The organism is Neptunitalea lumnitzerae (assembly GCF_027924185.1).
GTDB classification, from domain to species: domain Bacteria; phylum Bacteroidota; class Bacteroidia; order Flavobacteriales; family Flavobacteriaceae; genus Neptunitalea; species Neptunitalea lumnitzerae.
In genome coordinates, this window is the sequence record NZ_BRVO01000001.1 from 1268784 (window position 1) to 1284756 (window position 15973).

The 15973-nt window shown below is 36.1% G+C and carries 10 protein-coding genes; 2 read left to right on the forward strand and 8 right to left on the reverse strand.

Going from position 1 to position 15973, the window contains the following annotated elements; genetic code table 11:
- Nucleotides 1-960: a DUF3078 domain-containing protein gene (locus Y10_RS05690; RefSeq protein ID WP_281764397.1), complete on the reverse strand. Its 960-nt coding sequence runs from the start codon at nt 958-960 to the stop codon at nt 1-3.
- A gap of 107 nt (nt 961-1067) precedes the next feature.
- Nucleotides 1068-2852 (reverse strand): 1-deoxy-D-xylulose-5-phosphate synthase, encoded by a 1785-nt coding sequence (locus Y10_RS05695; RefSeq protein ID WP_281764398.1) that lies wholly within the window; start codon nt 2850-2852, stop codon nt 1068-1070.
- A 146-nt stretch (nt 2853-2998) separates the two neighbouring features.
- Between Y10_RS05695 and Y10_RS05700 the strand changes: the two genes are divergently transcribed.
- Entirely contained in the window at nt 2999-3448 is a 450-nt protein-coding gene (locus Y10_RS05700; RefSeq protein ID WP_281764399.1) for a nucleoside deaminase, read from the forward strand.
- On the opposite strand, the gene Y10_RS05705 is transcribed toward Y10_RS05700, so the two are convergent.
- The 5 genes from Y10_RS05705 to aspS form a co-directional block, all read right to left on the reverse strand.
- Entirely contained in the window at nt 3423-3956 is a 534-nt protein-coding gene (locus Y10_RS05705; protein ID WP_281764400.1) for a hypothetical protein, read from the reverse strand. The two genes, Y10_RS05700 and Y10_RS05705, sit on opposite strands and share 26 nt — an antisense overlap.
- Nucleotides 3957-4133: 177 nt before the next feature.
- Nucleotides 4134-4328 carry a cold-shock protein gene (locus tag Y10_RS05710; protein ID WP_281764401.1) on the reverse strand — a complete coding sequence of 65 codons (195 nt, stop codon included), beginning with the start codon at nt 4326-4328 and terminating at the stop codon, nt 4134-4136.
- Between the two features lie 97 nt (nt 4329-4425).
- Nucleotides 4426-4680 (reverse strand): hypothetical protein, encoded by a 255-nt coding sequence (locus Y10_RS05715; protein ID WP_281764402.1) that lies wholly within the window; start codon nt 4678-4680, stop codon nt 4426-4428.
- Nucleotides 4681-4708: 28 nt separating this feature from the next.
- The gene (locus tag Y10_RS05720) at nt 4709-6508 is read right to left on the reverse strand and encodes a chloride channel protein (RefSeq protein ID WP_281764403.1); all 1800 of its coding nucleotides are present in this window, start codon (nt 6506-6508) and stop codon (nt 4709-4711) included.
- A 40-nt stretch (nt 6509-6548) separates the two neighbouring features.
- Nucleotides 6549-8297 carry an aspartate--tRNA ligase gene (gene aspS, locus Y10_RS05725; protein ID WP_281764404.1) on the reverse strand — a complete coding sequence of 583 codons (1749 nt, stop codon included), beginning with the start codon at nt 8295-8297 and terminating at the stop codon, nt 6549-6551.
- Between the two features lie 227 nt (nt 8298-8524).
- On the opposite strand from aspS, the gene Y10_RS05730 reads away from it, so the two are divergent.
- Entirely contained in the window at nt 8525-8881 is a 357-nt protein-coding gene (locus tag Y10_RS05730; protein WP_281764405.1) for a toxin-antitoxin system YwqK family antitoxin, read from the forward strand.
- A 327-nt stretch (nt 8882-9208) separates the two neighbouring features.
- Here Y10_RS05730 and Y10_RS05735 read toward each other — a convergent pair whose 3' ends face one another.
- Nucleotides 9209-15913, reverse strand: a complete 6705-nt coding sequence (locus Y10_RS05735) for a T9SS type A sorting domain-containing protein (protein WP_281764406.1) — start codon at nt 15911-15913, stop codon at nt 9209-9211.
- Nucleotides 15914-15973: the final 60 nt, after the last annotated feature.

The window sequence follows — 15973 nt, forward strand, 5'->3', positions numbered from 1 at the left end:
TTAGAAGGAGTAGCTTAAACCTACTCCTAGTAACTGCTTTAACTGCATTCTAGCACCATAAGAGGCATCGTTACCGTATTCGTCTTCAGCTTCCACAAACTTTACGTCGTCGTCATATTTAATATGGGTACCAATATTTGCCTTCACAAATTTATTAACGGTAAGGTCTATAGACATTTCCCAATCTACGTCTATATTACCAAAAGAATTAACATAATCTGTATAAAAGCTTACTTTGTTATTCATTGTCATATTTTCGTAGAGTTGCTTTTCCCATGACCCTGAAACCAAAATACCAAATTCACCCATATACTTTTTACCTTCTTCAATAATGTCTCCGTTCATATCATATTTGGCACCGGTAACACCAAAAGACCCTGCGTTTGCTAGTCTTTGGTCTAATACAAAAGTAGCCTTATAGGTAGCAGGAGAGAAATATGCAGTTAATTGTTCTGGTGTATCAGAATACTCCATACCCAAACCAACAAATAAATACCCAGGAGCCATTAAACGTGAAATAGGATTGTCTCTATCAGGATAATTATAACCATTTGCAAACTGAGTATTAAAGGTCATTTTAGCAGAGTAAAACCAATAGGATAGAGAATCTTTTCTATAACCAAACGTAGAGTTGATGTTTATTGCATCATCTGCTTTTCTAACTTTTTGTCCCTCTTGCAAGTTAAGCCCGTATTTTAAAACCATTTCATTATTCCATTGCATGTATTGGTCTTCATACTTTCTTACAAAGGTTGCTTTGTTAAGCATAGAAATAGAATTTTCACCCCCAGCACTCCAGTTAGAGAATGCCACCTCATTTAAGGTTGTGTTTAGCTTGTTACTTTTTGTCCATTGTGGAGGTGGAATAACTTTAGCTTTTTTGGTTTTTTTCTTTTCCGTTTTTTTCAATGGAGCATCACGGTCTACATAGTCAAATTTCAGATTTAGAATTTGTTCCATTGGAAGTCTTTTTACCCTTGTAGAATCTTGTGCTTTTAACTGAATTGTTATTAAAAACGGTAGTATAAGTAGCAATTTAAAAACCTTCATGCTTAATTAATGGTCTATTATAGTTTAGTTAATAGTTCTTCTATTTTTGTTCTAATACTTGAAACGTCAATTTTACAAATTTCTTGTAATAAATTTGTATTTCCATGTTCTACAAAAGAATCTGGTATTCCCATAGGGTAAATACGTTGCGTATATAAATGTTGGTTGGCAAAGGCTATAACAGATTCACCAAACCCACCCGTTATGCAACCATCTTCCACAGTTATAACAGCCGCATGATTTTTAAATATTTCATGTAGTAGTTGTTCATCTAGTGGTTTTACAAATCGCATATCGTAATGGCTAACTTTGTTAGGCGCTGAAATGTTTTCTAAAGCCAAGCTAACATTTTTAGCTATGGTACCTATAGAAAGTACAGCAATTATTGTACCCTTTTTAATTTCTTTAGCCTTACCAATCGTTATTTTTTTAAAAGGTTGTTTCCAGTTAATCGTAACTCCAGTTCCTCTGGGGTATCTAATGGCTATGGGATTATCTAAACCAAGTTGTGCGGTGTACATAATATTACGTAACTCTACTTCATTACTTGGTGCAAATATGATAAGGTTGGGGATACACTTTAAGTAGGCAATATCAAAAACACCATGGTGTGTAGCACCATCTCTACCAACCAAGCCTGCACGGTCTAAACAAAATATAACCGGTAGTTTTTGTAAAGCCACATCATGTATCACCTGGTCGTAAGCTCTTTGTAAAAATGTTGAGTAGATATTACAAAATGCAATCATGCCTTGTGTAGCCATACCCGCGGCTAGGGTTACAGCATGCTGTTCTGCAATTCCAACATCAAAGGCTCTATCGGGTAAAGCCTCAATCATATATTTTAAAGAGCTTCCGGTTGGCATAGCAGGTGTAATACCTACAATTTTATTATTTTGTTTGGCTAGTTCTACTATGGTATGCCCAAATACATCTTGATATTTGGGAGGTGTAGGCTCAAGAGAAGGTTTTTTAATACGTTCTCCGGTAATTTTATCAAATTTTCCTGGAGCATGATACGTAACCTGATCTTCTTCTGCTTGTTTTAAACCTTTTCCTTTGGTGGTTATTACATGCAGAAATTTAGGCCCTTTCACGTGCTTTAAGCGTGTAAGTTCTTTTAGCAATAACGGAAGGTTATGACCATCTATGGGGCCACTATAGTTAAAGTTAAGCGACTTTATAATGTTGTGTTCTGCTAGCTTAGGATGGGTTTTTACCTTAGTAAGGTATTCTTTTAATGCACCAACACTTGGGTCTATACCTATGGCATTATCATTTAATATCACCAGCATATTGGCATTGGTAACCCCAGCATGGTTAAGTCCTTCAAAGGCCATACCACTAGCAATAGAAGCATCGCCAATTACTGCAATATGATGTTTTTCTAATTCTCCTTTTAGGGTAGCGGCCATAGCCATACCTAATACAGCAGATATAGAGGTAGAGGAGTGTCCTGTACCAAAATTATCATATTCGCTTTCGCTAATTTTAGGGAAACCACTAATACCATTTAATAATCTGTTGGTGCCAAATACATCTCTTCTACCCGTAAGTATTTTGTGGCCATATGCTTGGTGACCAACATCCCACACTAGGGTATCTTCTGGAGTATTAAAAATGTAATGAAGCGCAATAGTAAGTTCTACCACACCCAAACTTGCTCCTAAATGGCCTTCTTTGGTAGCTACAATATCAATAATAAATTCTCTCAACTCTTTAGAAAGTTGTTCCAGCTGTGTTGCATCAAGCGCACGCAGGTCTTTTGGAGAATTAATATGTGCTAACAGATTTTGACTCATTACCGTGGGCAAAATTACAATTATTTATCATTCTTTGTTAGTTCTATTACAATGTTTACACAATAAGCGAGATGAAATTATTTGAGGATGATACGGTTGCTTAGTTGGTGCTGTAATTGGAGCTTTTTTATTTGTATTTTTACTTCATGGAAAACATACTTGATGATGCTTATTTTATGAAAAAAGCCTTGCAAGAGGCAGAAGTGGCTTTTGAAAAAGGCGAAATACCTGTGGGTGCTGTAATTGTAATAGATAATAGAGTTATTGCGCGTGCGCATAACCTAACAGAAGCTCTTAATGATGTTACCGCCCATGCCGAAATGCAAGCTATTACTGCGGCAGCTAATTTTTTAGGAGGTAAGTATCTTAAAAATTGTACCTTGTATGTAACCTTAGAGCCTTGCCAAATGTGTGCTGGTGCCTTGTATTGGAGTCAGATAAGTAGAGTAGTATATGGTGCTACTGATGAACACCGTGGTTGTGGTGTTATGGGAACCAAACTACACCCTAAAACAACCATAGAAGGAGGTTGTATGGCCGAAGAGGCATCTACTCTTATGAAGCGCTTTTTTATTGAGAAACGGAATTTGAATTAAAATCCTTTCGCATTGCTTTACCATTTTTAAAGGTGATTAGTCTATTCCTTTTTTGAGGTAACGGATTGCTTGATAAGCTTGTATTGAAATAAATATCGCTGATACCATCTCCATTGAAATCAGATATCACAAAGGAAGGGAATAAATCATCTTCTTTAACGGATTTTAATTCTGATACATCTCCTAAATAAGGCATGTCTGTATCTAAGTCTTTAAACTTAAACAGCGTGTTATTGGTGCTAAGTTGTACTTCTAAATAGAAATATAAATGAACACCTCCTTTTCCAATAAACTTTAGATTATCAGAAATCCCATCACCATCAAAATCCCAGTTATTTGATAAATTTAAAATATTCAACGAATCATTGTATTCAAATTTAAGATGGCTGAAATTATCATTGTAAAATGATTCATAAGGATTTGTAGGGAGTGGATTTACAGTATCCTGGGCATAGGTATTCGTGTAGGTAATGAAAAACAGAATAAGATGTAATAGACCATATTTCATTAGAAATGTTTTTTGAGATATTATACTATAATTTAATTTTCCTTTTTTATTAAAGATAGTTAAAATAAAGCTGTAACAATTCTATAGAGTTATATTAATAGCAGTTTTTTCCATAAAAAAAGCAACCCATTGGGTTGCTTTTCTTTTAGTCAAAATAAAATATTCTATATCTTGAAATTAGCCGATGATTCTTACGTCAGCTGCTACTAATCCTTTTCTACCTTCTTCTTCAACATATTCTACTTTGTTGCCGTCTGATAAAGTAACTCCTTTAAGTGCTGTTACGTGCACAAAAATGTCTTTACCTGTTTCGTCGTTTGTAATGAATCCGAACCCTTTAGATTCATTGAAAAATTTAACTGTACCTGTCATTATAAATGTAATAAAATAATTATGGGCTAAAAGTAATGTTAAATTTCGAGACTAAGACAAGAAAAATGAAATTTATTTTTTTTAAATGAATTGATTATCAGTGTTTTTTGTTTTTTTCTCCTGAAGAATCATTCATTTTGTCAAGATTTTCCTTGGTTAACATGTAATTACGAATGTCCTTACCCTTCCATCTATGATAAATAAAAAGTGGCATTAAAATAAAAGAGGTAGCCAATACACAGATACCCATAATACGGTCTCCATTTACTTTATCTCCACTTATTAATGTATAGGTGCCATAAATGACTCCACCAATAATTAAAAAAAAGACAATTTGTATAAGACGTTTCATGTTGTTTATATTAAATACCAGAGTTTATTTATTGTTGGGTAAAGGTAATTAGTTTTCTTCGGTAGGCAGTTAAAAGCTTCGACTTAGAAATAAAGCCTACATATTTTTGATTGCTAATCACTGGTAAGTTCCAGGCACTACTATCCTGAAATTTTTGCATTACTTCAGACATACGGTCGTTTTCAAGGTCTATAACAGCAGGTGCGTTTTGCATCACATCTTCTGCTAAAATTTCTTTGTATAGCTCTTGGTTAAACATGATAGGTCTAATATCATCTAGTAATATAATACCTTCTAAGGCATTGGTTTCAAGATCTACCACCGGGAAGATATTACGGTTAGACTTTATCACTGCCTTGTGTACAATTTCACCTAAGTTCATTTGCGGATGTACCGGAACAAATTTTTTCTCAATTAAACTTTCTAAGTTCATTAAGGTTAGTACCGCCTGATCTTTATCGTGTGTAATAAGGTCTCCTGTTTTAGCAAGCTCCATACTATATACCGAGTATGGTAAAAAGTATTTGGTAATAGCAAAGCATATTGCTACTGTTATCATTAAGGGTAAAAACAATTTATACCCTCCTGTAAGTTCTGCTATAAGAAATATAGCTGTTAAAGGGGCTTGTAATACACCACCTAATACACCTGCCATACCTACTAAGGTGAAATTTTTCTCAGATAAATCAAAGTTTAAAAAGTTTAGGGTATTAATTAGTTTTGCAAAAAAGCACCCTAATACAGAGCCCATAAACAAACTAGGCGAGAAAATACCTCCAATACCTCCAGCACCAAAAGTAAACGCACTAGCTATAATTTTAAAAACAACCAAACCAGCTAACATACTAATAATAAACCATGCATTATGAATTTCAATATGCATAAAGTTGTTATCTAGCGCTTCGTTGTAGTTGCCCTTTAATACGTTGTTTATAACATCAAACCCCTCACCATAAAGTGGAGGGATAAAAAACACAATAACACCTAGCCCTAAACCACCTATTAAAAGTCGTTTTATGGGAGATGATATACGCTCAAAATAATCGTGAAAAAATTTATATACCTTGGTGAAGTATATTGAAGTTAACGCGGTTAAAATACCAAGAAACGCAAAATAAGGAACTTGGTTTAAGCTAAATTTATCTTCTAATTGAAAGGGTAAAATAGTATCTGATCCGTAAAAGAAATAGGATAATAATACCCCAGAAATAGAAGCTATTAATAATGGTAATAATGATGATAATGTAAGATCTAAACTAAATACCTCTATAGCAAATACAATAGCGGCAATAGGAGCCTTAAAAATACACGCTATGGCACCTGTAGAGGCACAACCAATAAGTAAAGTTCTTGTAGATTGGTTGGTATGAAACAATCTTGAGATATTAGAACTCATAGCTGCTGCGGTAGAAACCGTAGGCCCTTCTAGTCCTACAGACCCACCAAAACCTACTGTAAAAGGTGCTGTAAGTAATGCAGAGAACATTTGATATTGTTTCATAATACCTTTCTTTTTAGCAATAGCCTTTAAAGTAGAAGGTATCCCATGACCAAAATTATGTCTTATCACATACTTTTTAATTAAGAAAGTAATGGTAAGCCCCACAATAGGAAATACAAAGTAGAATGCGTGGTGATAATCACTAATTACTTTGGCTTCTAACAAATGTTGAATAAAGTGCGTAAGGTTTTTTAAGGTTACAGCACCTAACCCTGCAATTAGCCCCACCAGTATACTTAGTATGTACACAAAGTTACGTTGCGGAATGTGTTTTGTTTTCCATAACAAAAACCGAGTAAGTATCGATTTGTTTTGTGTATTTGGCATAGTACAAGTCTAAAAATCCCGTGTAAACGGGATTTTAAAATTAAACATTCAGTTTTATATGTAGTTCTTTCAATTGCTCATCGTCAATAGTAGCAGGAGCGTCAATCATCACATCTCGTCCTGAATTATTTTTAGGGAAAGCAATAAAGTCTCTAATCGTTTCTTGTCCTCCTAAGATAGCAACTAATCTGTCAAATCCAAAGGCTAAACCTCCGTGTGGTGGTGCACCGTATTGGAAGGCATTCATTAAGAAACCAAATTGCTCTTGTGCTTGTTCTGGTGTAAATCCTAATAAAGAGAACATACGGCTTTGTAATTCTTTGTCGTGAATTCTTATAGACCCACCTCCAATTTCATTACCGTTTAATACCAAGTCATAAGCGTTTGCTCTTACTTCTCCCGGATTGGTTTCAATAAGACTAAAGTCTTCTGGTTTAGGAGAGGTAAATGGGTGGTGCATTGCGTGGTAGCGTGCTGTTTCTTCGTCCCATTCTAATAGCGGGAAGTCTACAACCCACAATGGAGCAAACTCGTTTGGTTTTCTCAAGCCTAAACGTTCTGCCATTTCCATACGCAAAGCACTAAGCTGCGCTCTTACTTTGTTAGTAGCACCAGATAAAATACAAATAAGGTCTCCTGGTTTAGCTCCGGTAGCTTCAGCCCATTTAGCTAAATCTTCTTGGTCGTAAAATTTATCTACAGAAGATTTAAAAGAACCATCTTCATTACATTTTACATACACCATACCTAAAGCACCTACTTGTGGGCGCTTCACCCAGTCAATTAATTTGTCAATTTCTTTTCTGGTATAAGAGTTAGCACCTGGTACTGCAATACCTACTACTAATTCAGCATCATTAAAAACTTTAAAGTCTTTGTGTTGTGCTACTTCGTTTAGTTCGCCAAACTCCATCCCAAAACGAATGTCTGGTTTGTCGTTACCATATTTTTTCATTGCCTCTGCATAGGTCATTCTTGGGAACGATGCTATTTCAAAGCCATGTATTTCTTTTAGCAAGTGGCGTGTTAAGCCTTCAAAAATATTTAAAATGTCTTCTTGCTCAACAAAAGCCATTTCACAATCTATCTGAGTAAACTCAGGTTGGCGGTCTGCACGTAAGTCTTCATCTCTAAAACATTTCACTAATTGGAAATATTTATCCATGCCACCTACCATTAATAACTGTTTAAAAGTTTGAGGAGATTGTGGTAATGCATAAAACTGCCCTTCATTCATTCTAGATGGAACCACAAAGTCACGAGCTCCTTCAGGAGTAGATTTAATTAAATAAGGGGTTTCAACCTCTATAAAACCTTCGTTAGATAAATAGTTACGTACCTGCATAGCTACTTTGTGTCTAAATAAAAGGCTATTTTTAACTGGGTTACGTCTAATATCTAAGTATCTGTACTTCATTCTTAAATCTTCACCACCGTCAGTTTCATCTTCAATAGTAAATGGAGGTGTTTTAGCAGTGTTAAGAACTGTAAGATCGGTCACTAGTATCTCAATATCTCCTGTTGGGATATTAGGGTTTTTAGAAACCCTTTCAATTACTTTACCTGTAACTTGAATTACAAACTCTCTTCCTAAACCTTGTGCTTTTTCAAAAACAGCTTTCGGGGTACGTTCTTCATCAAATATAAGTTGTGTAATACCATAACGGTCTCTTACATCAACCCAAACCATAAACCCTTTATCTCTAACTTTTTGTACCCACCCTGAAAGTGTAACTTCTTGATTTATATGTGCTGAACGCAGCTCTCCACAAGTGTGACTTCTATACATTTTAACAGATGTTTTTTGAAAGTGCAAATGTAGTAAGTTAGTTATTCTTAATAAATAAAATTGTGAAGTAATTCATGTTAACAGGTGTTTTTAATTTAAACAACTGTAAATCAGTATTTTATCGTTTCAATGTTAATTTAATGTTATGTAAATGTTTGGTGTATGTAAAATTTTAGTATATTTGTTATAGAGAAAGACGGAAAATGAACTTTAAATTTTAGAGCGGTATGAAAAAAATTATATTCACTTTGGCAATGGTTTTTACGTTAGCAGGATTTGCTCAACAAGAAAAGCCGGTTTTAGAGAAACAAGGAGATTTAGTGAAAGCAACATATACTAATGAAGAAGGAGTAGTAACGCAGATTGGATTTTTTAAAGATGGAAAACCGCATGGAGAATGGGTAGCTTTTGATGATGCTGGTAAGAAAATTGCTATGGCTACGTATGACGAGGGTAAAAAAGTTAATACTTGGTTCTTCTGGACTGATAATAAGAAAAGTTTAAGCGAGGTTGAATTTGATAATAATGAGATTAAAAATGTTACCAATTGGAGTAGCATGGATGCATTAGCAACAAATCCCTAAGAAACATTACTATTGTTTAAAAACTTTGTGTTAAGAGTTTAAACCCGGAATTTACATTCCGGGTTTTTTTGTACCTTATAGTAGGGAAGAAAATACACCTTGGTTTTGCATTTAATTAAGTAATACTTTCTATTTAATTGGTAACTAGTCTTGGCGTAGTATGGAAATGAGGTAATACATTAGGAACAATGTAAATTTGTACAGACTATGGCGAATAGTCATACAGTGCTATAATAACATGTGCCAGTCTTATAATACTATTGATATGTTTATAAAAAAAGCCCTGCTTTTAGTAAGCAGGGCTTTTTAATATTATGGGTAAAAGAATTATTCTTTTACTATTTTAATAACTTTAAGACTGTCACCTACCATTACTTTTACGAGGTAATTACCAGAGGCTAGCTCATGCATTTCCATTGTGTATACGGTGGTTTCAGGAGTAAGATAGGTTACTTTTTGACCTAACATATTAAATACTTCTATAGAATAGATTGGCTCGCTACCTCTAAGATTTAAAATGTTATGATTAACTGGGTTAGGGTAGTAGCTAAAGCTTACAGAATCTACATTTTGTGTATTGGTACTATCTAAGTCTATTACTTCTATACCAAAAGTACCTTGTAAACCTACCGTACCAGCATCTACTTGAACATAGTACGTATCTCCCGGAATTAAAGTTCCGTAGGTAGTGCCGTCAAAGTAAATCATTTCGCTTTGTGCTATGTTCATACCATTATCTTGCATACATGCTTCTGGTGCTGCTAAAGTAGATAGGTCGTTACAATAACTTCCTGCGGCATTGTACACAGCAATTTCTGTATCTAATAAAGACCCTCCTAATAAGTCGGTAGTTACTAATACTTCTCCAGATGGTGGGGCTACAAAGCTAAACCATACCGAACCGTCAATACTTCCATTAAAACAAGAAGGTATAGGTTCATTGCCTACAGCTGTGGCGCCTACAGTAGTATAAGTGTCTCCAGGGGTACTTCCTGCAGTTGCTAAATCAAGTACGTTTAATGGTATAGCATTACAAGTGTCGTCATTATCCGGAGGGAAAACTGGACAGGTATACGTAAAGTTTCCTAAATCTATATTACAACTAGCATCGGTACCATGCTCTAGTAATAATGCTACATTAGCTCCATTTACAAACGGACCTACTTGCATAGTACCAGTAGTTGTTACCGTCCAAATATTTGTTCCATCTGAAATGGCTGGTGTACCATTACCTAAATCTGTGATGGTTACATCTACATAGAATTGACTGTTGTTACAATCTTCCGTTATAACAGCGGTACTGTAGCTGGCTGGGCTACAAACAAACGGACAAGTATAAGTGAACGAGCCTAGGTCTACATCACAGGTTGCATCGGTGCCATTTTCTAATAGTAGGTTTACAGTGGTATCACTAGCAAATGGTCCTACAACTCTAATACCTGTGTTGTTTATTTGCCAAGTGTTTGTGCCATCTGTAATGCTTGGCATACCACTACCTAAATCAGTTACATCTACTAAAACAAAGAATTGGTTGTTATTACAATCTTCATTAACGGTAGCAGAAGCATATGCAGGGGCTGAACATACTGCCGGGCATGTATAGGTAAAGTTTCCTAAATCAACATCGCAGCCTGTATCGGTTCCGTGAGCTAAGGTAAGTATTGCCGAAGTACCGTCTGTAAACGGACCAACTTGTGTAATGCCTGTTGCCGTTACTGGCCATGTATTGGTGCCATCTGTGATGGTTGGTGTGCCATTTCCTAAATAAGATACATCAACATCTACATAAAATTCTGTATTGCTACAATCTGCGCTTATAACTGCCGAATCATAATTAGGCGCATTACAAACAAACGGACAAGAATAGGTGAAGGTACCTAAATTAACATCACAAGTAGAACTTGAACCATGTGTTAATGTTAATGCCACATTAGTGTCACTAGCAAATGGCCCTACTTGCATATCTCCAACACTGCTTACATTCCAAACTGATGTACCATCTGTTATAGTAGGTGTGCCATTACCTAAATTAGTAATAGTAACATCTACATAAAACTGGGCGTTGCTACAATATGGTGTTACGGTTGCATTTGCGTATTCAGGTGCCACACAACAAGTAGAACTATAGGTGCCTATTAAGGTATTACAAGAAGCGTCTGCCCCATGTAACACATTTAAAGTAACCGTGCTTATATCACTAAAAGGTCCTATTTGTATAACCCCAATAGCAGTTAAAGGCCATGTATTAGTGCCATCGGTTATGGTTGGTGTACCATTTCCTAAGTCTGTAACATCAACATCTACATAAAATACATCGTTAGCACAGTCGTCTACTATACTAGCACTAGCAATAACCGTAGGTGTACATGGTAATGGGCACGTGTAAGTAAAAGAACCTAAATCAACATCGCAAGTGCTCAATCCTCCGTGTTTTAAGGTTAGTAGTGTGGTGCTTCCATCTACAAACGGACCTACTTGAGTGGTTCCTAATGAGGTCACATTCCAATTGGTAGTGCCGTCTGTAATATAAGGGTAGCCATCTCCAAGGTCATTAATATTTACATTTACATAATACTGATTGTTATTACAATCTGCCCATACACTTGCTACGGTATAGCTTGGTGCATTACATGAGCTAACACAAGCATAGGTAAAAGTACCTAAGTTGTTGTTTTGACAGCCGTCATTCAGTATAATATTAGGAGAGGTGTTGCCACTGGTATAAGGTCCTATTTGTATAGTGCCTAAATTAGTAATAGGTAATGTGGTAGTACCATCTGTTATGGTTGGTGTGCCATTACCTAAATCGGTAATATCTACTGTTACAAAAAATTGATTGTTTGCACAGTCTTCAAATACCGCTGCATTGGCATAGGTTAAAGGCTCACAGCAAGTAGAAGTAAAAGAACCAATAGCCGCATTACAAGAGCTGTCCATTAGATTCTCAATTACTAATTGCGTCGTTGAGCCATTAGTGAAAGGCCCTACTTGAATTATACCTGTAGAAGATAAATTCCAACTGTTACTACCATCTGTAATAGCAGACCCGCCCATTCCTAAATCAGAAATGTTTAGTTCTACAAAATACTGGTCATTAGCACAATCATCTATAACGGTTACATTATTATAGAGCACCGGGCTACATACTAATGAGCATGAATAGTTGAAACTACCTAAATCTACATCGCATGTACTATCAATACCATGCGTTAATGATAAGTTTACTGTAGAGGTATTTGTAAACGGACCTACTTGCATAACACCAAGTCCGGTAATATCCCAGTTGTTAGTACCATCTGTAACGGTACTATATAATCCATTCCCAAGTCCTGTAATATTTATATCTACATAAAATTGTGCGTTTGAACAATCAGGATCAATAATAGCAGAACTATATGTGATAGGGGTACATTCAAGGTCTATGATTTCAATGTTAAAGTTAGGAGCACTACCTGTAACCTGATTAACTTGCACAAAATAAGCATTTCCTGGTGTTAAGCTATTGCTTCCTGTAAACTCCAAAAAGGTGGAGGTGTTTGTACATCCTATTTCTGTAGTAGGTGTGGTTAAAAAGGTACAAGCAGTAGAATCTGCTTCAAAAACTGCTAGTTCAATATCTGTATAACCAGAAGGTAAATAGGTAGCTACTTTTACTTGTCCAGATGTAGGGGCTGTAAAAGTATACCATTGTGTTTGGTTAATACCACTAGTAAAACAAGAGCCTACAGGTTCTTGTGGTTCTAAAATATAATTACTAAAATCAAATGGATATGTGGTGCCTAGCCCAGCTTGGTTAAGCTCTATAGGTGTTAATGTAGTAGCGTTGTCACTAGTAAATTCGTTTTCATCTACAGGTGTTGTAACATTTACTGTTACATCATCTGTTAGTGTAACTACAGAACCATCACAAGTGTTATAGCTTATTTGGGCTGTATAGGTTGTAGTATCTAAAGGGTTTACAGTAATATCGGCATCATTGCTAACAAAGTTTCCGCCTTCTAACCATTCAAAAGTGTAATTGGCTGGCCCAGAAGGTACATATCTCCAGTATTCATTTTGAGCAATCCATGTACCGGTATTTCTGCCCGGTGGTGTATAGCCAAGTGTTCCATCTGCATTTTGTATTCCAACAATTGCATTACCTGAATTCCAAGATGCACAAGCTGGTTTGTCAATAATGTTAATTTCAATGGCATTGGTGGTTTCATGTATGATGATTTGAGTTGTAGCAATTAAATTAGTACAGCTATAAAAACAAACATCAGTATAATTAATAATAAATGATCTATTAGGGGCGGTACCACTTTGTGCATATTCTATAGCACCACATACTCCAGGGTCTAAATCTTGATAAGCTCCAAAAATAGCATTTAATGGAAGGTTAGGGCTAGGTACTGATTGGGTGAATGCCCATGGACAGTTTTGGCCTGCTAAGGTAGTGTCGAATGATACTACTCCATTGGCACCAATAACTAACTGATTGTAAATACCACCAAAGAAACAAAAATCAAATCCTATGTCAATAGCATTAGAGTACCGGTCATCAATAACTACATTAGCAGAGGTTCCCGGAGTAGTATCTGGGTCGCATCCAATACTACTTAATTGATAAGTGTTTGTATCGGTACCTGAAAAAATAAAACTCGCATTTAAGTCAACATCTGTAATACCACAATCTATATCAACATCTTCACCGGCATCTATTGTGTTACATGTTACACTTGGTATAAGAGGGCAAGTTGATTGTGTAAGAGGGTTACTATAAACATTACAATTTGGTATATCTCCATTTGCAAGGTTAATTACCACATTTGTATTGTTGCTATAAGGCCCCATAATGTAAATAGATGGGCTAGAAACTGTTAATGGAGCTCCTCCTTGGTTGTCACTAATAACAATGTTAGATGCACCCGCCATATCTGTAAGTTCTACATTTACCATAAATTGTGGTCCGTTAGCACAATCACTTACAACCGTGTAAATAGCTTCAGGAGTATTGGTGCAACCTAGGCAACTAACTATAAAATCTAGCGGTTGCGTTACACTTCCACTTTCACAGCTATTGGTAGAGTCAGAATCTATTTGAATATATAAACCAGGTCCGCTAGAGGTAAAAAAGAGGCCTGTTAAATCTCCAGAAGATCCATACCCTGAATATAATAAGGTCATATCATAATCATAAATCAAAATTTCATCATTAAGGTCTTCTACCATTCCTGAATTGAAAAATACATTTAATAAAGAGCTACCATCTGAAGGAGTGAAACTAAATAGCGTTGAATCATTATCGCCATAGCAATAATTAATGTTAGTACTGGCAGATGTGCCACAGTCTACAACATAGTCTGTTGCTATTTCGGTTTCAAATGTTTCAGGGCCAGCCCAATCACTGTAAATACCTGGGGCACATTCAGAGCGTACATAAATGTCATAAGAAGTGCTATAGTCTAGCAGTATATCATCAAGAAATGTTGTGGTACTAGGAGTTCCAGAACCTGTTGGAACCCCACTCCCTGTAGGTACAATTACATATTCCCATCCTGTTTCAATACTACTAGGGATCCAGTTTATATCAACACTATTATCATGTATGTCTGAAACTTGAATAGAAGTTGGAGAAAGACATACGTCACTACATGCTTCTACACGTAGATAGTCAATAGACATGTCTCCCACAGGAGAGGTAGCAGGATGTGTCTGCTTAAACTGTAAGTAAATAATTTGTCCTGCGTATGCGGATAAGTCAATACCCACTGGTAGCCAATCATCATTTCCTGAGGTTTGGTAATCACCTGAAAAATTAAAAATAGATGTAAAAGAACCACTTATAGAATTACCAATACCAACTTCAAGATCTCCCATGCCAGCGCCATAAGCATAAAGATAGAACGATAGCTCTATGTTTCCTGTTATGGCAGTTAAATCAATAGCTGGAGAGATAACTTCTGCTACAGTTCCACTGGATGCTCCTGAAGCTTCAAAATTCATGAAGTTGCTGCCGTTATAACCAGTGTTTGGTCCGGTAGAGGCAGAAGTAGATCCGTCTGGGATTTCCCATGAACCTCCTCCTGAATTCAAATCACCAGTCCAATCTCCAGGGACATCAAAATTTTCTACAAAAATAAAGCTATTGTACCCTGTTGTACAACTTACTCCAGAGGGTGGAGTAGGTGTATTATCAGAGGTAGTGAAAGTAACAGGGCCTACCCAGTTACTTTCTATATTAGTACCGCAAATAGCGCGTATATAAATATCGTAAGTAGTTTCAGCTGTTAAACCGTTATAAATAAAGTTGGTATTGTTATAAGATGTAGTTCCACTAGTAGGGGTAGTGCTGCCTGTAGGTACTACGGCTACTTCCCATTGGTTTTCACTACCTGTTGGTGTCCAAGATATGGTAACTGTAGTATCGTCAGATGGATCAAAAGTTATATTTGTTGGTTCTGGGCAGGGTGGTGGTCCGGCAGAATATATAGAGGGGCTACTAACACAAAAACCATAGGCGCTACTGTTTCCATCAGTATAGAAAACTCTATACTGAAACGAGGTTAATTGAGCTAAAGAAAACCCACTAATGTCTAGACCACTAGATACATAAGTTTGCGATATTCCTGCACAGTAATTATCTGTAGGAGCAGATGGAGTATCGGTGTCAAATGGGGCATCTAAATTAATCCACGTACCAGTTGTAGTATCATAATATTGAAACATTAATTGGTCTGGTCCATTGTTATTGTAAACATAATCCGCAGTTATGTAAATGTAGGTTTCACCCGCATAAAATGCACTGGATAGATCAATTATGGGAGATTCTGCGGCAATACTATTGAAGCCGCCAATAGCTGCATCATCATAAGCAAAATTAGGATTGATTAAAGGGTTTCCTTCAAATACTCCGGTGCTTACATAGTAGCTACCGCTAATAGTCCAACTGGTACTAGGCCAGTTGGCAGATTGATTTAATACTTGTCCCTTTGCTAGAATGCATGAAAAAATGAAAAATAGAGATAGTAGGAACTGAGTTCTCTTCATTGGTTGTTGATTTAAAACAAATTGGTGTTTAAGTAATAATACAAGTGCATATTTTTCATC

What these genes read in the sequence shown, in the direction of transcription:
- Y10_RS05735 (WP_281764406.1), bottom strand. Translation starts at nt 15,913, where the DNA reads ATGAAGAGAACTCAGTTCCTACTATCTCTATTTTTCATTTTTTCATGC.
- Y10_RS05720 (WP_281764403.1), bottom strand. Translation starts at nt 6,508, where the DNA reads ATGCCAAATACACAAAACAAATCGATACTTACTCGGTTTTTGTTATGG.
- Y10_RS05705 (WP_281764400.1), bottom strand. Translation starts at nt 3,956, where the DNA reads ATGAAATATGGTCTATTACATCTTATTCTGTTTTTCATTACCTACACG.
- Y10_RS05715 (WP_281764402.1), bottom strand. Translation starts at nt 4,680, where the DNA reads ATGAAACGTCTTATACAAATTGTCTTTTTTTTAATTATTGGTGGAGTC.
- Y10_RS05690 (WP_281764397.1), bottom strand. Translation starts at nt 960, where the DNA reads ATGGAACAAATTCTAAATCTGAAATTTGACTATGTAGACCGTGATGCT.
- Y10_RS05700 (WP_281764399.1), top strand. Translation starts at nt 2,999, where the DNA reads ATGGAAAACATACTTGATGATGCTTATTTTATGAAAAAAGCCTTGCAA.
- Y10_RS05695 (WP_281764398.1), bottom strand. Translation starts at nt 2,852, where the DNA reads ATGAGTCAAAATCTGTTAGCACATATTAATTCTCCAAAAGACCTGCGT.
- Y10_RS05710 (WP_281764401.1), bottom strand. Translation starts at nt 4,328, where the DNA reads ATGACAGGTACAGTTAAATTTTTCAATGAATCTAAAGGGTTCGGATTC.
- aspS (WP_281764404.1), bottom strand. Translation starts at nt 8,297, where the DNA reads ATGTATAGAAGTCACACTTGTGGAGAGCTGCGTTCAGCACATATAAAT.
- Y10_RS05730 (WP_281764405.1), top strand. Translation starts at nt 8,525, where the DNA reads ATGAAAAAAATTATATTCACTTTGGCAATGGTTTTTACGTTAGCAGGA.